Origin of the sequence: Bacillus sp. P14.5 (assembly GCF_003316765.1) — a bacterium.
In the GTDB taxonomy this organism is placed as follows: Bacteria; Bacillota; Bacilli; order Bacillales; family Bacillaceae_B; genus Rossellomorea.
The window spans coordinates 95,029-116,985 of sequence record NZ_NIJF01000083.1 but is presented as its reverse complement, the minus strand read 5'-3'; the positions used below and the strand labels follow the sequence as shown (position 1 = coordinate 116,985).

15 protein-coding genes and 1 pseudogene are annotated in these 21,957 nt (G+C 42.0%); 13 read left to right on the top strand and 3 right to left on the bottom strand.

The window, feature by feature from the left end; all coding sequences use genetic code 11:
• Positions 1 to 312: 312 nt before the first annotated feature.
• The 6 genes from B9Z54_RS15240 (at position 313) to B9Z54_RS15210 (ending at position 9,797) form a co-directional block, all read left to right on the top strand.
• On the top strand, positions 313 to 2,250 hold the full coding sequence (locus B9Z54_RS15240; protein ID WP_113929194.1) for an endonuclease MutS2: 1,938 nt from the start codon (positions 313 to 315) through the stop codon (positions 2,248 to 2,250).
• Between the two features lie 245 nt (positions 2,251 to 2,495).
• Positions 2,496 to 4,727, top strand: a complete 2,232-nt coding sequence (locus tag B9Z54_RS15235; protein ID WP_162785245.1) for an alpha/beta hydrolase family protein — start codon at positions 2,496 to 2,498, stop codon at positions 4,725 to 4,727.
• A gap of 761 nt (positions 4,728 to 5,488) precedes the next feature.
• Entirely contained in the window at positions 5,489 to 6,007 is a 519-nt protein-coding gene (locus tag B9Z54_RS15225; protein ID WP_113929192.1) for a YhcN/YlaJ family sporulation lipoprotein, read from the top strand.
• Positions 6,008 to 6,349: 342 nt separating this feature from the next.
• On the top strand, positions 6,350 to 7,087 hold the full coding sequence (locus B9Z54_RS15220) for an STAS domain-containing protein (RefSeq protein WP_113929191.1): 738 nt from the start codon (positions 6,350 to 6,352) through the stop codon (positions 7,085 to 7,087).
• A gap of 371 nt (positions 7,088 to 7,458) precedes the next feature.
• Positions 7,459 to 8,643 (top strand): MFS transporter, encoded by a 1,185-nt coding sequence (locus tag B9Z54_RS15215; RefSeq protein WP_113929397.1) that lies wholly within the window; start codon positions 7,459 to 7,461, stop codon positions 8,641 to 8,643.
• A 293-nt stretch (positions 8,644 to 8,936) separates the two neighbouring features.
• Positions 8,937 to 9,797 carry a CvfB family protein gene (locus B9Z54_RS15210; protein ID WP_113929190.1) on the top strand — a complete coding sequence of 287 codons (861 nt, stop codon included), beginning with the start codon at positions 8,937 to 8,939 and terminating at the stop codon, positions 9,795 to 9,797.
• 101 nt (positions 9,798 to 9,898) lie between these two features.
• Here the strand turns inward: B9Z54_RS15210 and B9Z54_RS15205 are convergent, their stop codons facing one another.
• Together B9Z54_RS15205 and B9Z54_RS15200 are read right to left on the bottom strand one after the other, a co-directional pair.
• The gene (locus tag B9Z54_RS15205) at positions 9,899 to 10,378 is read right to left on the bottom strand and encodes a hypothetical protein (protein WP_162785244.1); all 480 of its coding nucleotides are present in this window, start codon (positions 10,376 to 10,378) and stop codon (positions 9,899 to 9,901) included.
• 132 nt (positions 10,379 to 10,510) lie between these two features.
• On the bottom strand, positions 10,511 to 11,734 hold the full coding sequence (locus B9Z54_RS15200) for an MFS transporter (RefSeq protein ID WP_113929188.1): 1,224 nt from the start codon (positions 11,732 to 11,734) through the stop codon (positions 10,511 to 10,513).
• Between the two features lie 335 nt (positions 11,735 to 12,069).
• Between B9Z54_RS15200 and B9Z54_RS15195 the strand changes: the two genes are divergently transcribed.
• The gene (locus B9Z54_RS15195) at positions 12,070 to 12,180 is read left to right on the top strand and encodes a YjcZ family sporulation protein (protein WP_113929187.1); all 111 of its coding nucleotides are present in this window, start codon (positions 12,070 to 12,072) and stop codon (positions 12,178 to 12,180) included.
• A 331-nt stretch (positions 12,181 to 12,511) separates the two neighbouring features.
• On the top strand, positions 12,512 to 13,966 hold the full coding sequence (gene katA, locus B9Z54_RS15190; protein ID WP_162785243.1) for a catalase KatA: 1,455 nt from the start codon (positions 12,512 to 12,514) through the stop codon (positions 13,964 to 13,966).
• Positions 13,967 to 15,028: 1,062 nt separating this feature from the next.
• On the opposite strand, the gene msrA is transcribed toward katA, so the two are convergent.
• The gene (msrA, locus tag B9Z54_RS15185; protein WP_113929396.1) at positions 15,029 to 15,544 is read right to left on the bottom strand and encodes a peptide-methionine (S)-S-oxide reductase MsrA; all 516 of its coding nucleotides are present in this window, start codon (positions 15,542 to 15,544) and stop codon (positions 15,029 to 15,031) included.
• Positions 15,545 to 15,751: 207 nt separating this feature from the next.
• Between msrA and B9Z54_RS15180 the strand changes: the two genes are divergently transcribed.
• The 5 genes and pseudogenes from B9Z54_RS15180 to proC all read left to right on the top strand — a co-directional run bounded on the left by B9Z54_RS15180 (position 15,752) and on the right by proC (position 21,912).
• On the top strand, positions 15,752 to 16,381 hold the full coding sequence (locus B9Z54_RS15180) for a class I SAM-dependent DNA methyltransferase (RefSeq protein ID WP_240189948.1): 630 nt from the start codon (positions 15,752 to 15,754) through the stop codon (positions 16,379 to 16,381).
• Positions 16,382 to 16,509: 128 nt separating this feature from the next.
• A pseudogene (locus tag B9Z54_RS15175) lies at positions 16,510 to 17,420 on the top strand (NAD(P)/FAD-dependent oxidoreductase).
• Positions 17,421 to 17,551: 131 nt separating this feature from the next.
• Positions 17,552 to 17,734, top strand: a complete 183-nt coding sequence (locus tag B9Z54_RS15170; RefSeq protein WP_481747799.1) for a hypothetical protein — start codon at positions 17,552 to 17,554, stop codon at positions 17,732 to 17,734.
• A gap of 1,320 nt (positions 17,735 to 19,054) precedes the next feature.
• Complete coding sequence (locus B9Z54_RS15165) at positions 19,055 to 19,990, top strand: LCP family protein (RefSeq protein ID WP_113929184.1); 936 nt, start codon at positions 19,055 to 19,057, stop codon at positions 19,988 to 19,990.
• 1,079 nt (positions 19,991 to 21,069) lie between these two features.
• Positions 21,070 to 21,912 carry a pyrroline-5-carboxylate reductase gene (gene proC / locus B9Z54_RS15160; protein ID WP_113929183.1) on the top strand — a complete coding sequence of 281 codons (843 nt, stop codon included), beginning with the start codon at positions 21,070 to 21,072 and terminating at the stop codon, positions 21,910 to 21,912.
• The last annotated feature ends 45 nt before the right edge of the window (positions 21,913 to 21,957 follow it).

The following is a 21,957-nucleotide window of genomic DNA, read 5'->3' as shown; positions in this document are numbered from 1 at the left end:
CTGCAGCACTGTGTCGATCACGCACAGTTTTTTTGTGCAATCTTTCAGCTGCTGGAGCCTTCCCTTTGTATGATATCGAAAACCGTAATGGACATTGTTCATTGCGGTTTTTTTGTGTTCAAAAACGGATTAGTCAAGTTAGAAAAGGGCAGGGGCCAATCGAAGTAAGGTGGTCAGGAAGGCGTAAGGGAAATCATAGCTGAGTAAAGAAGAGGACTCAGGATAGCTCCTAGAGACCATTCCAATCGGAAATGCCTCAAAGAAGTTATTTAAAAAGAGTCCGTTCCAAAACAAAATCTGGAGGAATAAAAATTGAACGAAAATACATTTAAACAACTGGAATTTCAAAAAATCAAAGACGAAATAGCAAACTATGCCCTGACTGATTCTGGCAAAGGGCTTGTTAAAGCTATTTCGCCATCTTTTAATAAAAACCAAATCTCTGCATGGCTGGATGAGGTTACAGAAGCAGTAGAAATTCTGAAAAAAAGCGAGAGTGTGCCGATTCATGCGCTTGACGGAATTGAAATCATTCTTAACCAAATGAATAAGGGAACAGCACTTAGGGCCGGCCAGTTTCTTAAGCTGCTTTTATTTCTGGATTGCTGCGGAAAATTAAAAAGGTTCATGAAAGATAAAGAATTCATTGCACCGAGGGTTTCGTCTTATGTCTGGTCCATCGAAGACCTGCCGCATCTGTATGATGGAATCAACCGCTGTATTCGTAACGGCCAAGTGGATGACTATGCGTCAAAAGAGCTGCTGAAGATCAGGAAACAAATCAGCATCCAGGAGGAAAGGCTCAAAGAGAAAGTCAACAGTATGATTAAATCCAATAAGTATAAAGCTTACATTCAAGAAGCGATCGTCAGTCAACGGGCAGGACGATACGTTATTCCTGTTAAAAAAGAGTACAAAGCCAAAATCAAGGGCGCAGTGCTGGATTCATCTGCATCGGGCTCCACCCTTTATATCGAACCGGAAGAAGCAGGAATACAGCAAGATCAATTAATGCATCTGAAAATGGAAGAAGAGTCTGAAGTGGAAAGTGTTTTGCTGTATTTAACAGGGCTTGTACAGCAGCACGAGAAAGAATTGAAGCTGGCAGTAGAAATTATGATCAATTATGACCTTCTTTTTGCCAAAGCGAAGTACAGCAGAGCGATAGGCGGCAATCCGGTGGAACTAAACGAGTCTCACTATATTTTATTAAAAAATGCAAGACACCCTCTTATCGGAAATGCTGCTGTTCCCCTGAATATAGAGATGGGAAGAGAGTTTCACGCCCTGTTGATCACTGGACCGAATACCGGAGGAAAAACAGTTTCGATCAAAACAGTGGGTTTGCTCACGCTGATGGCTCAATGCGGTATCCATGTTCCTGTGGAAAAAGGCAGCCATATCGGTATCTACCAGAAAATACTCCTGGATATTGGGGATGGGCAGAGCCTGCAGCAGAACTTGAGCACCTTTAGTTCGCATATAAAAAATATTATTGAAATACTTCAGGAAGCTAGTGACAGAAGTTTGATATTGTTAGATGAGCTTGGCTCGGGGACGGACCCGGGAGAAGGGATGGGACTTGCAACCGCCATTTTGCAAAAGCTTTATGACAAGGGAGCCACACTGCTCGCCACTACCCACTATAGTGAAATCAAGGATTTTGCCGAAAGAGAGAAAGGGTTCATCAACGGTTCGATGGAATTTAACCTTGATACGCTCGAACCAACGTATCGCCTTATCGTCGGAAAAGGAGGAGAAAGCCAGGCCTTTTCAATTGCCCTCAAGCTGGGTATGCACCCTGCTATAGTTGAGGCTGCCCATAAAGTGACTTATAAAGAGGTCAAGAAATACACTGCCGTTCCAGAAGAGTACCAGAAACGGAAAGAACTTGAGAAACAGGTGGCTGTCAACCGCTATGCAAGAAGAGAGCAGCCAAAAAGACAAGAGAGCAAAACAAAAATTGCCCAATTTGTGATGGGAGACAATGTAAAAGTCAGCCCTGCAGGTGAAATAGGAATAGTTGAGAAAGGTCCAGATAAAACGGGCTGCTACTCTGTGCTGATCAAAGGTGAAAAAAGAGAGATTAACCATAAACGGCTGGAACTTTATATTTCAGCAAAAGAGTTGTATCCGGAAGACTATGATTTCGATATCGTCTTTAAATCAAAAGAATACCGGAAGAAGAACCACCAAATGAACCGCAGGCATGATGAACAAACAATCATCATTCATGATGCGCACGAATGATTAAGAAAAGCTGTTCCTTTTCCGGGAACAGCTTTTCTTTATTACAGGTTGAATATTGTTGGCTTGGTAATCCCGGTATAAATTTTAGGAGAATTCAACTGTCTAAGGAATTCTTCATGCAGGGAATTTGACTAAGGAAGATAATGAGTCTGTGAGTCATACAGTATTATTTACAAAATTTTAAACCGTAAAAGTGCACCAACTTTGATATAATGGCGTTGGAGAATAAAAAAGGTGGAAGTCTTATGGAACCGAACAAACAATTAAAACAACCAATTGAAATAAAGAAAAAGAATGCCGTCTTTCTGCGTGTGAAAAAGCGTGTTCTATCTGCTTGGAATGCAGTTGAAGATTTCTTCCGAAAGGCATGGAAGGGAGCTGCAGCAGGAGCTTTTTTCATGCTACTGTTCTTTGTGGCTCTTTTCGGCATCGGCCTGAAAACTGGCCTGGGTCCTGCAGTTGATTTTCTTATTGTGTTCATTCCTGGTGTATTGGCGGCTGCGTTGAGTCCATATATCTTATATCCCATTATCATACTGATTAAAAAAATGAATAACCGATTTCTGGCTGTCGTTTTATCTTCTGTGATTCTTTTGGTCATTCTTTTTTCCCAGGTAAGGGCTGCCTATCAAATCCTGCCTTTAACCTATGTGATTATAGGAGCGGGAATACTGGCTGGAGGAGCTGCAGGTTATTGGTGGAACTCAAAAAGGACCAAGCCTTTTTCTGTGATTATGCTGGGATTTGGCCTTTTGTGCTGTGCTGGATTTGCTCTTTGGGTGTGGTCTCCTGGATTTGATAGATACCAACCTCCTGTAACAGATACGGTACCTAAAGATCTCAAGGCAGAGGACCCTTCAAAGATGGGGGGGTACGAGGTCAAGACCTTTACTTATGGAAGTGGAACGGATAAAAGGCGGCCGAAATTCGCTGAAGGGGCAGAATATGAAACAGACTCTTTGAATGCCTCCTTGGTGACTGGGGGCTGGAACAAATACAGGACGTGGTACTGGGGATTTGACCGGACAGAGCTCCCAGTGAATGGGACCGTATGGATGCCTGAGGGAGCAGGCAAGTTTCCGCTGGTATTGATGGTCCATGGAAATCATGCAATGGAGGACTTCTCGGATGAGGGATATGCCTATTTGGGAGAACTCCTGGCCAGCAGAGGTTATATTGCAGTCTCTTTAGATGAAAATTTTTTGAATACCTCTTCTTGGTCGGGAGGCTTGAATAATGAGATAAGTACAAGGGCGTGGATGATGCTGAAGCACCTGGGCCAGTTTGAAGAGTTCCATGAATCGGAAAACACAGAGCTTTATAATAAAGTCGATTTTGACAACATTGCCCTGCTTGGACATTCCCGCGGCGGACAGGCAGCAGCAGTGGCAACTGAATTTAATAAGCTGGACCGGTATCCGAATAATGGAATGGTGACCTTTCGTTTCGATTATAAAATCAAGTCGGTTATCTCTATAGCTCCAACAGATTATTTTACATTGGGTGAGAAGCCGGTCCAACTGGAAGATGTCAATTATCTGCTTCTTCACGGCTCGTATGACAGTGATGTTTCCGAGTACAGCGGTGATCGTCAATATGATGGCCTGACATTCAGCGGTAAAGGGGAGTGGTTCAAATCTTCCCTTTATATTCATGGAGCCAATCACGGACAGTTTAATACTGTCTGGGGCGATAATGATACCTCACTGCCAATGAATCTATTCATCAATAAGAAGCCTCTTCTGGAAGGGGAGGAGCAGAGGCAGATTGCCAAAACCTATATTTCCGGATTCCTTGACGCCACTTTGAAAGGGAAAGAAGAATATAGACCTATGTTTCAGGATTACAGCTATGCACTTAAGTGGCTTCCGGACACCACCTATATCAATCGGTACAGCGATAACCGATTCCAAGTGATCAATGATTTTGAAAATGACTATGATCTAGTTACCGGAAATAGTGCGGAGGTTACCTTCAAGGCAGTAAGGTTAAGAAGCTGGAAGGAAGGTGTCTTGAAATCCCGGGAGAATGAAGACAGGGGAAATCATGGAGTCTACCTGAAATGGGATGAAAGCTATTCAAACCCGGGAAAATTCCAACTGGAGTTTTCGGAGGATTATTTTAGAAAAGAAACTGTCACTAAAGAGGATGTATTCACATTTTCTGCTGCAAGCATGGACAGCATGAAGGAAGCCTCCGATTTCACAATCCGTGTGATTACGAAGGATGGAAAAGCGTCGGAAGTGTCTTTGGGGGAAGCCTTAAAACTTGCTCCAGCGCTCCATATACAGCAAAGTAAAACAGTGTTTTATCAAAAGGCGCGATACGGGAATTCACACGAACCTGTACTTCAGACCTTCAGGATCCCCTTTGAAAAATTTGATGTGCCAATTGAAAACATTAATACCATTGAATTTGTGTTCGATCAAACACCAGAAGGTCACATTTTCCTCGACGAAATTGGTATTGAACGTTGATCTATAAGAGGCTGGGACAAAAGTAGAAAACTAATTGTTGCAAGTAGAAATCATCGAAAATAAAACCGCATGAGATCAAGGTTACATACTTGATCTCATGCGGTTCATTTTGGTTATTAGGCTCTTACCTTATAGATGTTACTTTTTAGATTAGGTTATCCGCCAGTTCCTGATCGTAGGCGGATTGGAGCGGAAGGTGGGCGACCTCCTGCGGGACTAGCGGTCGTCTAGTTCCAGCGCCTAGCCCCTCGGGGTCAAACAACCCTCTGAGAATAAAAGGAAAGACCGCCTTTTTTTCTCTGAGGAACATTTGCCTGTCGGGGCTGACCAAGGTTACGTACCCACTGGAACGTAACCCCGCAGGCGAATCTAGCTCCAGCGGCCAGCACCTAGCGGATTTCGGTCTCCTTCCTTGCGATAAGTCATCATCGAATCGCTTTCGCTCTTCGTGATTCCTTTATCTCATGCAGGAGCCCTACAATCCGTACGGTGCTGAACGGCCGCTTCCGCTTTTTATGAAGCCGAGGAGGCTCAGCGCCCGCCCCGCGGAGTCGTGCACCTGGAGCGGAAATCCTTTCTTTATACTCAGACACATTCTTTTGAAAAGAGCTTTTTATAAGGTTTTGCCCCAGCCTCTTTTTGCGTTGTACTTCCTTCAGCCGGATACTGGTACACTTAGCTGATCTAAGAAGATCCTGCTGCTCAGTATTTTTTCTTGGAATTTGGAAACTCTAGGTGGAGAAGATAAAGGAGGTCACGTTATGAAAAAATTATTGTGCTCAATGATCATGATGATGATGACATTTCTGGCAGGCTGCGCATTAAATAATGATGAGAACCTTGGGCAGGAAGGCGAAGGTGGAGGAATGGGTGTTCAGCAGGTCCGCTACAACACTACAAACTCCGGAGGAAATAATATATATGGTGAGGCAAACCCCGCCGACCCTGCTTATGGGAAGACAGACCGGATGGCAAACAAAGTAATGAAATTCTATGAAGTAGAACGTGCTTACGTGTATACCAAGGGCAAGGATGCCTATACAGCCATTGTTTTGGAAAACCGCCTGGCCAAGAGCTTTGATGCCGATCTCAAGGAAAAGATAGAACAAGCGGTGAAGAGTGTGGACGGAAACATTGAGAACGTCTTTGTAACCACCGATAATGAACTCATCAAGGATATGAAAAAATATCGAAATCAGGTCCATAGCGGCCGTCCGGTGGAAGACCTGGGAGAACGTATTGAAGAGAGGGCTGCCGGTCTATTCACAAATATTCAATAGACTCAACAGAAACCTTCCCTTTTGCCGGGAAGGTTATTTTTATTACTGAAGTAATAATTCAGGTCGGGAAAAAAAGCCTATATTAAGGAAATACACAATACTATAAACATCCGTTTTATATCTTTTGGCAACTGCGGCTGAATAATATCATTTGAATCTCCCTGCATTCTTAATATACACTTTAATAGTAGAGAAAGTGTTATTGTAGATATAAGAGAAAGGCAAAGAGGGTGTTTAAATGTCTAACGAAAAAGTTTATGAAGAATTCTGCAGCCTGGTACTAAAAAAAGCAGTGAGCTTGCTCAAGAAGTCACGGATATCCAGACAAAAAAGTACCCTGAAATGCAGTCAATTTCCAATGATTTGCTCACAATGAGAGAAGAGCTGGTCAATTTATTCGCAAAGTCCTTTGTACTGGGACACGACGAGCGCAAGAAAAACTTTAAAGCTTGGGGGAAAAAGGCTGGAACTCAATGTGCTACATTAAATGCCAGCCTGGAGGAAATGCTGAATGAGTTTCCGGAATACAGGACCATATTAGGTGATCTCCTGAAATCACATGCGAAGAAGCACAATATGACGATTGATGAGTTTTATAATATGTTAAATATCCTGGAAACTGATATAGGAGAGGTTACCTGTTATTTCAGCCTGCCCTTCGTAGATTACCAAGCAGACCAATTAAGAAATTCCAAAGAAGCTTTATTTGAGTTATCAGTTCCTGTGATACCGATTTCTGATGATATAGCAGTACTGCCGCTTGTAGGGGATATTGACACAAGCAGGGCGAAGTTGATGCTGGAAAAAGCACTAGAGAAAAGTGCACAGCTAAAAGTTAACTACTTTATACTGGATCTTTCAGGCGTACCAATCATTGATACCTATGTGGCTCAAATCATTTTCCAGCTGATTGATTCGTTGGAATTAATCGGGGTTGAAGCGAAAGTCACCGGAATGACACCGGATATAGTCCAAACTGTTGTGAATCTTGGAATCGACTTTCAGAAAATCCAAACCTACTCCAGTTTAAAACAAGCAGTCAATACAATTAAGGGAAATAATACTCAAAGGACTGTGTGACAGGGAAACCTGTCGCCAGTTTTTTTTGAGGTCTGAGCAATATGGCTTATTGCTGGCAGTGCTCGTGCAAATTGTCCTGCCTATTTTCAAAATATGGGTACTTAGTTGATGAAGGTTTTTGCCGATTGCCGAATGTGGCAGGATATCAATGAATAATCCTTAAGCCCACAAATTTTCCGGGCTGATTTTTCAGTACAATGGATCTTAAAATAAGAAAGTCAATTAAAACAATATTATTATTTTCTATTCCTATTAATTAAGCTATACTTGTAAGGTTGACTTTCATAGCATGAAATAGATTTACTTTTGAACAGGAGTTGAAACGATTGGGGCAAACTCTGAATAAAGAGGAAACGAGACGCACGGCCACAATGTACGGAGTCCTGCTGGCCATCAGTTCAGGGCACTTTATCAATGATACTCTTCAGGCCGTGGTGCCGGCAATGTTTCCAATTGTAGAAAAGTCGCTTGGCCTGAGCTACACACAAATTGGCTGGATTGCTTTTGTTTTGAATATGACCTCTTCTCTTCTTCAGCCTGTTTTCGGTTATTATGCAGATATTAAATCCCGTCCTTTCCTTCTCCCGCTCGGTATGCTGTCGAGTCTGATGGGCTTGGTCGGCTTCGCCTTATCCAACAACTTTATCTTTCTTTTATTCTCAGTACTCTTTATAGGTTTCGGCTCAGCGATTTTTCATCCAGAAGGATCCCGGGTAGCCTATCTCGCAGCCGGTAATAAGAGAGGGCTGGCACAATCCATCTACCAAGTCGGAGGCAATACGGGACAATCACTGGCCCCCATCATCACGGCGTTCATTTTTGTACCTCTTGGCCAGAAAGGGGCCTTGCTTTTTACACTAGCGGCAGGGATTGGAATTATAATTCTTGTCCGGGTGTCACAATGGTATAAAAAAAGGCTGTCCTTAGAGAGTGGATTAAAAAAGAAGAAACAGGTACAGAAAATAAAAGTTAATAAAGGAATACATAAAAAAATCAAGATGGCAATGATTTTGGTTGTCTTCCTTGTTTTCGCCAGGTCTTGGTATGGCGCAGGCATTACAAATTATTATCAATTTTATCTAATAGAAGATTACGGACTGACCATCCGGCAGGCGCAGTTGTATATTTTTACATTCATGTTTGCTGGTGTCCTTGGTACGTTCTTCGGCGGACCGCTGGCTGATAGATTCGGGAAGAGAAACATCATTTTTCTCTCAATGCTCGGCTCTGCTCCATTAACGCTCATTCTGCCTTACTTGCCGTTGGCGATTGTCATACCTGTCTTCTTTTTGATCGGGTTCATCCTTTCATCCAGCTTCAGTGTAACAGTCGTTTATGCACAGGAATTGCTGCCTAAGAAGATAGGGATGGTTTCCGGTCTGACTGTTGGATTGGCTTTTGGAATGGGAGCAGTGGGGTCTGTGCTCTTTGGAAGCTTGGCCGATTTATACAGCATCCGATTTGTCATGATTCTTTGCAGCTTTCTGCCGCTTGCAGGTGTCTTGACGTGGCTGCTGCCAAAAGACAGAGAAATCAGGGATTTAAATGCATTGTAAAAAGCCTGGTGCCAAGGGTTAGTTTTGGAGGATTCTTCTTCAAAGAGAACAGATAAATAAAGAGTGTATAGATCGCTTTTATAAGGGTTAGAGATTGAAGTCTAACCATTGCAGAAGTCAAAGAATAGCGGCAAAAGAATAAGAATCTTACTGGCTCTAAAGACAACAGTACTAACACTATTAGATGTTGATTTCCGCTTAAAATGGGTTCTTTTCTCTTCAAAAATAGAGTCAGGTATAAACCATTGGGTAAAGATAAAGTAAATAACAAGTTATTTAGGAGGAAACAGGTAATGTTCAGAGAATTGGAGGCCGGAACCGTCCAGGTTTTAACGGTTGATAGAGAAGTGGATTTTGGTTACTTTTTAACAAATGGAGAAGAAGATGTGCTGCTGCATCACAGTCAGGTAGACGGTGAAATTGAGGTTGACGACGACGTGAAAGTATTCCTATTTCACGACAAGGAAGTCAGGTTGACGGCGACCATGCATATCCCGAAAATTCAGATAGGGTCATATGGATGGACAGAAGTAGTGGATGTGAAGTCAGGTCTTGGAGTTTTTGTTAATATTGGATTGATGAAAGATATCCTTGTCTCCTCAGATGATCTTCCCATTTATGAAGATTTATGGCCAGCACCAGGGGATAAGCTGTATTTGTCCCTAAAGCCTGATAAGAATGGACGCTTATATGGAAAGCTGGCTACTGAAAATATTATCGGCCAAATCGCTAGGCGGGCGTCTCAGGAAATGATGAAAGCAAAAGTAACCGGCCGTGTATACCGTTTGTTGAGAGTGGGAACATTCTTCCTGACCGAGCAGGGATACCGCTGCTTTGTTCACGAAAATGAAAGACGGGAAGAGCCGAGGCTCGGTGAATTGGTGGAAGGCCGTGTGATCGATGTAAAAGACGACGGCAGCCTCAATGTCTCTTTCCTTCCATTGAAACAAGACAAAATGGGTGAGGATGCTGACATCATTACCGACTATATGGACAGCAGAGGCGGTTCAATGCCTTTATGGGATAAGAGCCTTCCGGAAGAAATAAAAGATAAGCTTGGCCTGAGCAAAGCTTCTTTCAAAAGAGCCATGGGTAAGCTGTTAAAAGATGGAGTTGTCTATCAAGAAGAAGGATGGACGTACTATAAGAAGTAAACATTCTCTTAAAACGCAAAGGTGGCTGCCTTTGCGTTTTTTTATTGAAAGAATCTTCAAGGCTAGGTTCAATACAAGTCTCTTTTCGGGTTGCTGTGTGTTTAAAGATTATTAATAAGCGTGTGGGCTGTGTTTTGAAAGAAAAGATGCAGGCCAAGGAGGTTCGGTATAAATGCGGGAAACGGCCCGCAAAGAAAGAATACGGGCCAATGAGAAGAGAGAACAGCCAAGATAATGGCCCGCGAAGAAAGAATACGGGCCAATAAGAAGAGAGAACAGCCAAGATAACGGACCGCAAAGGAAGAATACGGGCCAGTGAGAAGAGAGAACAGCCAAGATAATGGGCCGCCAAGGAAGAATGCGGGCCAATGAGAAGAGGGAACAGCATGGATAATAGCCTGCAAAGAAAGAATACGGGCCAATGAAAAGAGGAACCAGCCAAGATTACGGCCTGCAAAGGAAGAGTACAGGCCAATGAGAAGAGGAACCAGCCAAGATAACGGTCTGCAAAGGAAGAATACGGGCCAATGAGAAGAGGGAGCAGCCAAGATAATGGCCCGCAAAGGAAGAATACGGACCAATGATAAACTGAAATAGCTATTGTAAACCCCCGCAAAAAAATTAATGTGGGAATCCCTAATCCAGCTCCCAATCACAAGAAAACTTTCCTTAGGAAGAAAAAAGAGGAGCCAAATCAATGGCTCCTCTTCAAATCAATTCTTCTTCATACGAGCCAAAACTTCCTCTGCAGTTTCCCGTTTCACTTTCTTGATAGGCAAAAGCGTACCGATCAGCGCGATGGCGGCTGATCCATAAAGCACAGCTTCATATCCATTCAGTGCCACATAAGACAGAACGCCAAACACAAGCAGATCAAGTGCGGAATCGACAATAGAGAGCAGAGATATCGTCGTTGCTCTAATCCCAGAAGGAATAAGATCGTTGCTGAGCTGAGAATAAATCGGGTATCGGATCGCCCTCACATATCGTAAAAGGAAAAAGGCGCCAATCACCATCCAGAGAGTCTGTGACATCAGGGCAGAAAATAGCAATCCGGCGACTGCCAAAAAGCCGGTCGCATGCATCAAGAAAATCCTCGTAAACTTCCCTGTCAGCCATCCAATCGAATTGGAGGCAAAGTACCCTAATAAAGCGGAACCAGCGTACATAACACCAAGCAAATAGACGGGCAGTCCGGCATCCGTCATCAAAGGCTGATCGAAATAGCCGTACACAGCTCCAGCCGGGATAAACACCAGTGTGACATTCAAGAACATGATTAAAAGCTGCGGCGCCTTTCGAATAACAGTCAATCCTTCTTTAACCTGAGAAAAAGGGTTCTCCCGATAAGCAGTTTCAATCTTCGGATTCTTAACAGTCATGACAAAGATGATTTCCACAACGTGAAAAGCAAGAGAAAGCAGAATCAATAATTGAAATTGATCATCTTGCAGGTCCTTTGCCATATATGATCCGAAAAGAACGGCAAAGATGGAAGAAATGAATCCTGCTGACTGGATTTTTCCCATTGCCCTGTCCATGAAGTCATTTTCTTTGCTTTCCTTCAGGGAATCGTAGATGAGCGCTTCATCAGCGCCGGAAAAGAATGTCACAGAAAATCCATTCAAAGCACTATACAAAAAGAACATCCAGGGTTCATAAGCGAAAAGCAGCAAGGCAATGCTTATGAATTTCAATATGGATCCAGTGATGAAAGAAGCCTTGGCGCCGAAGCGATCTGCAAAAATGCCGGTTGGCACTTCTCCAAGCAGGACAGCGCCGCTCCAGAACATCAGGACAATCAGGATATCGGAAGAATTCAATCCTCTTTCCATGTAAAAAAGGGTAATGACCGGCTGAAGAAAGCTGATAGTGCCAAAAAACTGAACCCAAAATAAAGCTCTGATATTATGTGATGCGATCGTTTGTTTTTTCAATTTAACATTCTCCTGTTTCTATCAAATTTTTTAAATAGAAGGCAGGAGTGGGCTGTTAATCAGTCCGTATTTTTCACAAGCATTTGGCAAGCAAGTATCCGGAACAACCGTAAGTTGAAAGCAGAATTAACCGTTCACTCCTCCTTGATGAGTTGGTAATGAAGTGAATGTTTTTAACATGTTAGTTCCTCCTTTGATTTATCTGTATGTATTTTACCATATTGTAGTAATTTTCAGATACTGTTTTTTTGAATCAACTGAAGAGGGCCAGCCCGCACGGATAATTTGAAGCTGAATATGTTGAATATGAATCCAACTTTAAGGAGGTTATCCATATGAGTAAAGGCCATGGTGGTTATGCTGGGGGATTTGCATTAATCGTTGTGTTGTTCATCTTGTTAGTGGTCGTAGGTGCCGGTGCATTTGGCGGCGGTTATGGTTATTAAATACAGAATAGACTCGGCAGATTGCCGGGTCTTTTTCATTTTCTTTCTCTAATCGAGACAGATTTAACATACGACGTATCAGCAGATGCGGGTTTTAGAATACCTCTAATTTCGTTTCCAGCGGGGTAACCAAGAGGGATGTTCCATTATATTAAAAATCATCACTTCTAAACAAAGTCCAAACATTCATATAGTGTATTAAATGGATGATTACAAATTAAAATCGATTTTTATTTATAATAATTATAAAAAAGTATTGATTTTAAAGTATATGGTGTTATTATTAGATTGTAATCATTATCATCTACAAAAAAATAAGAGGTGAATGAAATTGACAAACAATAAGTTAACAACAAGCTGGGGCGCTCCAGTTGGTGATAACCAAAATTCAATGACGGCTGGATCTCGTGGACCAACATTGATTCAAGATGTCCATTTACTTGAAAAACTTGCACATTTTAACCGGGAACGTGTGCCTGAGCGTGTCGTACATGCTAAAGGGACAGGTGCCCATGGGTACTTTGAGGTAACCAATGATCTTAGTAAATACACTAAAGCAGCATTCTTATCAGAAAAAGGCAAGCGCACACCAATGTTTATCCGATTTTCAACAGTGGCAGGTGAAAATGGTTCTGCTGACACCGTCCGTGACCCCAGAGGATTTGCGATAAAGTTTTATACTGAGGATGGAAACTATGATTTAGTGGGAAACAACACTCCGATTTTCTTTATAAGGGATGCGATTAAGTTCCCTGATTTTATTCATACTCAAAAACGCCATCCGCAGACACATTTAAAGAACCCTACTGCTGTATGGGATTTCTGGTCTCTTTCTCCTGAATCTCTTCACCAGGTTACATACTTGATGGGGGACCGTGGAATTCCGGCGACCCTGCGCCATATGAACGGCTATGGAAGCCATACATTCAAATGGGTGAATAAAGAAGGTGAAGCAGTATGGGTGAAATATCATTTTAAATCTGAGCAGGGTGTAAAAAATATAACGAATGAAGTTGCGGCGAAAATAGCGGGGGCTAACCCTGATTATCACACGGAAGATCTATTCAACAGCATAGAGCAGGGAGATTTTCCTGCGTGGAAGCTGTATGTGCAGATTATGCCGCTTGAAGATGCAGACACGTACCGTTTTGACCCATTTGACGTAACCAAAGTGTGGTCTCATAAGGATTATCCATTGATCGAATTGGGGCGTATGGTTCTCAACCGAAACCCGGAAAACTATTTTGCCGAGGTTGAGCAGGCCACATTCTCACCAGGTACACTTGTACCAGGTATTGAAGTATCACCTGATAAGATGCTGCAAGGAAGAATTTTTGCATACAGCGATGCTCACCGTTATCGTGTAGGAGCAAATCACAACGCCCTTCCCATCAACAGACCGAAGAATGAAGTCAGAAATTATCAGCGTGACGGGCAAATGCGTTTTGACAGCAACGGCGGCAGTTCGGTATATTATGAACCGAACAGCGCAGGAGGGCCGCAGGAATCACCACAGGATAACCAATCGGCTTTCACTGTTTCTGGACTGGCAGAAAGCACTGCCTATGATCATAACGACCATTACACCCAAGCAGGTGATCTGTTCCGATTGATGAGCAGCGAAGAACAAGACCGCCTCATCGAAACGGTGGTCGGAGCAATGAGCCCTGTAGAAAGTGATGAAATCAAAATCAGGCAAATAAGCCATTTCTATAAAGCCGATTCTGAATATGGAAGAAGAGTTGCAGATGGACTTGGGCTGCAGGTTCCTCAAGAAGTAAAATGATGACCAATTATATTCTCAATTAGGAAGTTTTTTCTCATTTGAAAGACCCCCGCTAAATATTGGGGAACTGAAAAGTCCAAAAAGAGGTAAAAAGGCAGAACCGCTCACTTAAAAGAGCGGTCTGCCTTTTTCACTTCAGGTTCTAAAAAAGTATTGATTTCTGTTCAAGTTGTTCTACTCCGTAGAGATGACAGACTATGGAGTGGGCTTTATAGCGGAAGCCGTCCGCTCCTTAATTAAGTATCCAGCGTAAAATAAGGGGAGATTTTCCCGCTAATTGCAAATTACAGTGCAATCTAAAGTAAATAGAGGGAGTTTTTCCCCTTATATGAAAAAAAGCGCATATTTTCTAGTGTTTTAATTCGAATAAGGGGAACTTTTCCCTCTATTTATGCCATTTTCAGTGCATTTTAGTAAATAAGAGGAATTTTTCCCTCTATTTATTTAAAGGTCATTGATTCTTGCTGATAAGTGCCTCTAATTACTAGTTCCTTTATAAATTACTGTAGATTTTCAGTGCCCCCGCTAAAAACGGGGGTCTTGTGGATTCAGTTTAAAGGTTATCATTTTGCTGTTTGATTTCTTCCCTGCCGATAATTTCATTGACAAATTCAGTGTTCATTGACAGAATCTCCCTGATAAGGCTCTTTCACATCCAGATAGGCACCATGACCGGCATAAGCGCCCGCACGTTTGTCTCCCGCCTTTTCAAGAGGTTGATTTTTCTTCATTTCTCTTCACCCTTTCTATTCTTTTAGTATGAGCAGTAAATGCTCTTAAAACTCAAAAATTGAGTGAAAGTGGGGAAGAAAGTGAAGAGGCGAAGTTTCATTCTTCAATAAAAAGGTTCTTTTTTAAAAGCTTGTTAGTATTAAATATGAACTGCCTTATAGCATAAATCACCGCAAATTCTCCCAAGTAAAATATTAAACAGCTGCTTTTCCATTCAAAGAGAAAAGTCCTCGTACCCTGGGAGGAATCTGTCCTTAGGATTTGTTGAACACAAAAAAGAGGGAGTATGCCTGATGCAGCTTCTCCCTCTTGCTTAAAAACTGAATGTAGCTATTTCCAATTTTTCTCTATAAATTCATCCCGTCCCGATTGGGCTCGGTCCTCTTTATATTCCTTAGGGTTTTTCTTGTAAAAATCCTGATGGTAATCTTCTGCAGGATAAAAAGGCGCAGAAGGAAGTATTCTGGTAACGATCGGCTTACTGAAGCGACCGCTTTGTTCAATTTCTTTTTTTGTTTCCTCTGCCAATTGACGCTGCTGTTCATTATGATAGAAGATAGCTGTCCGGTAGGAATCTCCCCGATCTTGGAATTGTCCTCCGTCGTCGGTGGGATCTATTTGAGGCCAATATAAATCCAGAAGCTGTTTATATGAGAATAAGGATGGATCAAAAGTGATTTGAACAACCTCGTAGTGACCGCTGTCACCCTTTTTGACATCTTCATATGAAGGGTCCTGAACATGGCCGCCGGAATAACCGGAAACGATTCCTTCAATTCCGGGAAGCTGGTCGAACGGTTTCACCATACACCAGAAGCATCCGCCTGCAAATGTTGCTTTTTCAATTTGTTTCATAGTAATAGCACACTCCCAGAGTATATACTTTCGTCTATTAAAGTGGTAAACGATAAAAGAATTTTATCACCTATTTTTTCTTACTACAATAAAAATATACTGAGATTCGGTATTTCTTTCTGACGTGTAATGTTTAGGATTCCAAATCTAAAGGGAAAAGTCATGGATGCCTGAGAAGAATAGAGTTGGAGGGGTATGATGATTGATCAAATTTTGAAAGAAAATCTTATAGTGAGTTACGATGCTGAAGCACAGAGGCGAAGCCAAGAAGAGGATCCAGAATGGAAAGTTGCAGAAAGAGAAAATTTTCTTGGTTGGATGATTGAGGAGAATAGTTCCTCTGTTTTGGACCTGGGAGCAGGGCCAGGAAAAGACAGCTTGTTTTTTAAAGAGAATGGAATCCAGCCTCTGGCTATAGATATCTCTCCTGAAATGGTACGGATATGCAGGGGAAAAGGGCTGGAGGCAGAGGTGTTGAGCCTTGATGAAATGAATCGGCTAGAGAAGAAATTTGGTGCGGTCTGGGCAATGAACTCTCTTTTGCATATCCCAAGAAAAGAAATTGAAAATGTGCTGCGTGATGTACATGAGGTGCTGGAAGAAAGAGGTCTCTTTTATATGGGGTTGTACGGAGGCATCGATAGCGAAGGGATATGGGAAGGTGATATCTTTGAGCCGAAGCGGTTCTTTTCGCTCCATACATCCGTTGACATCCAAAAGCTGGTTTCACCTTTCTTTTCTATTGAGAATATGGTCGTTCTGCCTCCTCATGCGGTGGACTCCAAACTAGAGTTTCAATCACTGATTCTAAGGAAAAAGAAAGTATAGAAAAGAATAAAAATACAGGACAAGCAAAATGATAACTATTGATTGGATGACAGGCAGGGATAGATAATATTCTGCTTTTGCAGCCAGAACTTGCGCTCAAGAGTAAATCCAACTGAGGAGGGACTTTCGTGAAAAAAACATATGACTGCATTATTATTGGAGGAGGGATAGCGGGGCTTCAGGCGGCGATCCAGCTTGGGAGATATGAACATGACATATTGGTCGTGGATTCGAATGACGGTCGTTCGGCCATTTGCCGCTCCTATCATAACCTGCTGGGCTGGCCGGATGGGGTCAGCGGTGAACAACTTCGTTCTCTAGGCAGACAGCAGGCGGAAACCTATGGTGTGGAGTTTCAATTGGACCGGATTGTTAATGTCAGGAAAGATAAAGGGGAATTTATATTAGATGGAAAAGACGGTTATCACTATGTGGGCCGGAAACTCTTGCTGGCAACCGGAGTCAAGGATAATATTCCTGAAATCGCAAACCTTTCCCAGTGCCTGGGGCTGTCTGTCTATGTCTGTCCAGATTGCGACGGATATGAAGTAAGACATAAAAAAGTCGTAATACTCGGTTCTGGTGAAGCGGGTGCAGAGATGGCGCTGACCATTCAATACTGGACAGATGAAATCACTTTTGTCAATCATGAAAACAAGGAAGTATCTGAGGAAACGAAAAAAAATTAATAGATATGAATATTAGATTTGTAGAAGGTACCATATCAGAAGCAATCGTAGAAGGAGATAGTGACTTTAAAGGCGTCCGTCTTGATAACGGGGTGGAAATCACAGGTGAAAGAGGGTTTATCGCATTTGGCGGAAACAAGGTTCACACCGAACTAGCACAGCAGCTGGGTGTTGAAATCATGGATAATAAACATATTAATGCGGATGCCCGTTCTAAAGAAACAAGTGTTAAGGATGTATGGGCAGCGGGAGATATCGTCGCTCACTCTGAACAGGTTTCCACTGCAATGGGGGATGGTTCCATGGCCGCCATTTGGATTCACAAAAAGCTTTTGTCGGAAAAAAGTTAGAAAAATTGCTTTACAAACCCTTCAAATTATTTATGACCAATCAGTACCTCACTATTCTAGATAGGTGAAGGAATGTTTAATCGGGAATAAGTTAAAGGAAGTACCTCGTTATTGCTGCTGAATGAAAAGATTTGAACGAATTTGAACTTGTTAAAGAAATGGAGAAGCGGTCGGAAAGTAATCTTCATGTGAAGGAAGATACCTTGTATACTGCCCTCTATAAGCTTGAAAACAGGTTTATATCCAGTTTTATTGGCAGGAGCAAGAAAAATGGCCGGCAAGAAAATATTATAGAATCACAGTTCAGTTATTAACGGGTGTCTAGTTTTACTGAGAGAACCAACAGTAAAACAGGATAATGCATTTTTTTAAAGAAGTGAGATGAAAAAGGTATATTGTATGGCAACGGGTTCTGCTTTCGAGTGCAAAACTAACAATTACTAATCAAAAGGAGTGTCAAATCGAATTGATTTTGACACTCCTTTTTTTGATTTAATGGCATTCCTGCTGGTGAATTTGTTCCATTGGTAATAGATGATGAATCCTAAATAGAAAATGACAGAGATAAATGTTCTTCAAAACTTTTGGCGCAATTTTCTATACACTATCAAGCCCTATATAAAGGAGTGGTTAATTATAAAATCCAGCAATGATTGATCGGAAGGTGAGCGGCCTCCTGGGTGACAGGTGAGACCAAGGTTAAGTACCAACTGGAACGCCATTCCCAAGCTAGATCCAGCACCCACCCCTCGGGTCAAATAACCTAAAGAGAATAAGAGAGGAGAGACCGCCTTTATCTTTTGGGAATGTTTGCCAGTCGGGCCTGACATAGGCCATTCCACTTTTTTAAAGGCGCGACGAGGAGGCTCATCCAGCTCCAGCGGTCAGCGACTAGCAAATTTCGGTCTCTCTCCTGGCGATAAGTCAATATCAACTCACTATGTTTGTTGAGTTTCCTTTATATAATGCGGAGTCAGTCCAGCCTGCACGCCGCTGAGCGGGGCCATTCCACTTTATTGGATAAGTCATCCAGCTCATTTCCTTATAAGTTGAAAGGCTTTTATGAGAAAAAGTCGGGTTTTGGACTTTTATGCTTAAATGACTTCCAGTTTGTATCGCTATTCAATTCCAAGGAAATGATCATCGAATCGCTATCGCTCTTCGTGATACCTTTATCTCATGCGAGAGCACTAAAATCTGCCCGTCTCTGTACGGCCGCTTCTGCTCTTGCCTCACCGCACGCCCCGCGGAGATCAAAAGAATTGCTTTTTGGGTGCGAATCAATCCACCATTCCTTTGGCTAAATAAAAGTTTGTATTTCAAAACAGAATCCATTAGTTGTATGGGTTATTTTTATATAAGCAATAGTACAAAGTATTATATAATAAGGAAGAGACACGTCAGAAAGAAAGAGAAATACCGCTTTTATCCTATCTCAAAATAAGTATTGTTATTTTTATCTTTATGCTATACAATCACTTAGTAGTTTACTAGTGAAACTTTTTGTGCAGTATTTCGTCTAATACACTAGAAACATGCAGAAGATAAAAAACAACTGATTTCCCATGATGAATCCCTTTCAGGATGCAGAAGCAGGAAAGGCAAAAAGAACCTAAGTAAAAGAAGGTGCATGTATGAATTCACGTATGGATTATAAAAAGAAAAAGAAGAGAAGAGGATTGAAACTCGTTCTTTTCCTATTATTTATGATAGCAATACTGGTCGGTTACGCAGCTGTGCAGTTTTACCAAGGCACCCAGATGGCTTCGGGAGAAGGAAATAACCATAAGGAAGAGGATTATACCTTTAATGGAGTCAAAGATAAAAACGGCAGAATCAATGTCCTGCTGCTGGGCGTGGACAGCCGAGGTGAAGAACAATCCCGTACAGACACGATGATGATTGCCCAAATCGATCCCAAGACAAATGAGACGAAATTGGTTTCTTTCATGAGAGACATGTATGTGGAAATTCCCGGCTACCAGAACTATAAACTGAATACAGCTTTCTTCCTTGGAGGCCCGGATTTGCTGAGAGAGACATTGAAGCACAACTTTGATATTGATGTTCAGTATTATATGATTGTCGATTTTAAAGGTTTTGAACAATCCATCGATATACTGGCTCCGGATGGAATTGAAATGAATGTTGAAAAAGCAATGTCGGAAAACATCGGAGTATCACTTCAACCAGGACTTCAAGAGCTGAATGGTAAGGAACTTCTCGGCTATGCAAGGTTCCGTGCCGATGCAGAAGGCGACCATGGGCGCGTGAAAAGACAGCAGGAAGTTATCGCAGCGGTCAAAGACGAAGCCCTCAGCCTTGGAAGTGTAACAAAGCTTCCGAAGATGATCGGGGCGGCTCAGCCATATATTGAAACAAATATGAGCAAGCTGGATCAAATCGGTGTTGTTAAAGATATCCTGCTCGGAAACAGCAGTGATATTGAAAAGTTGACAATCCCTGTAGCTGACTCTTACACAGATGGCTACTACCAGCAGGCTGGTGCCGTACTGGAAGTGGACTTTGAAACCAATAAAGCAGAATTACAAGAGTTTTTGAACCAATGATCAGTAAAGGACCTGGGCAGAGCGGGTACTGAAAAAGTCAACAATAATTTTAAAGGCAGAATCCCTCACTTCAAAGAGGGATTCTGCCTTTTTCATTTCAGTTTTCACGAAAAAGTGTTGATTTCCGTTCCAGCTGCACGACTCCGCGGGGCGGGCGTTGAGCCTCCTCGGCTTCGCCTGCGGGGTCTCATCTGTCCCGCTAGTCCCGCAGGAGATCGTGCACCTTCCACTCCAATCAATGTTGAGAAATAAGAAAACTACCCCCTAATAAAGCCTTGCTTTATAATAAAACCGTCAATAAAAGTGTGTGCCTCCATCGGTACTACATCAAATAATGTTGTAAAGTAAGTATATGAATCTTTAATTATCGAAGTTCCTCAGGACAAAAGGCTTTTTGAAAACGATTTAGTCGACTCTTTATCCTTCTAAAATCAACTTTTACATTGAATCAAGCAGATTCGAAAGGCTGCTAAACAAAAGGGAGACCTTATTACGAAAATAATGGATGTATTGAAATGTGTATGGCATTATCTTGTTAGCTCCATGACTTATTGGTACGTTTCCCAGTTAATCATGCCATTATCTTCTTAGGCTGCATGACTTAATGGTGCGTTTCCCAGTTAATCATGCCATTATCTTCTTAGCTCCATGACTTAATGGTACGTTTCCCAGTTAATCATGCCATTATCTTCTTAGCCCCTTGACTTAATGGTACGTTTCCCAGTTAATTATGCCATTATCTTCTTAGCTCCATGACTTAAGGGTACTTTTCCCAGCTAATTATAGATTAGCTAATATTCGTCTTCATAGGAATTGCAAAAAGTCCGCAAAGAAGACTTCTGGAAAAAAAGAGTAAATAAAAATCCTTGTTTAACGTCCTCTCGTGGGAAAAACAGGGATTATTCTCTATTTGGATAGTCCAAGGAGAGATGGTAACGCTTTCACTCATTAATTCAACCATATACACTAAACATTGTTCAAAACACTTGATTCTGATTTTCTACGTGTTACGATTGTAAACGTTGAAAAAAGAGCGAACAAAAATACGAACATAAAGAACTGATTGGGAGAGGATATATTTGCTAAACAAACAAAAGGTTGCTTTTCTAGGTGCAGGTAATATGGCAGAGGCCATGATTTCAGGAATGGTTGAATCCAAAACAATTCCGGCAGAACAAATTATCGTATCAAACAGAAGTAATCTAGGGCGTTTACAAGAACTGAAAGCAAAATATGATATAACTGCTACTATAAAAGATGATTTAAATTTTGAAGAATTAGATATGCTGATCCTGGCTATGAAGCCAAAGGATATTGATACTGTACTTGAATCTATCAAAGATCTTGTCAGTCCCCATACAGTTATTCTTTCCGTTCTCGCGGGAATTACTACAGAACATATGGAAGAAGGACTTCCCCGCGGCCAGAAGGTCATCAGGGTCATGCCGAATACATCCAGCATGATGAGAGAATCGGCTACAGCAATTGCCGCAGGAGAATATACGACCAATATGGATATGAAGCTTGCAGAAGAATTATTAGAGTCGATCGGCGAGGTATATACAATTAAAGAAGAAAAAATGGATATTTTCACAGGCATTGCCGGAAGCGGCCCAGCTTACTTCTACTATTTGATGGAACATATCGAGAAAGCTGGAAAAGACAGCGGCCTTGAACCGGAAGTAGCGCGTCAGATCGGAGCACAAACTATATTGGGGGCGGCGAAAATGATCATGGAGCGTGAAGAAACACCCGCACAGTTACGCAAAAATGTTACATCCCCGAATGGAACCACAGCAGCAGGACTGGATGCACTAGAAAAATTTGGCGGAGGCGAAGCTATCGCTCAAGCCGTCAAAGGTGCGGAAAGACGTTCAAAAGAAATCAGTTCCCAATTCAAAAAGGTACTTGTTGCCAACTAATTATTAAATTCAGCCTTATCCTCAGCTCTAAAATGCAGCTGAGGA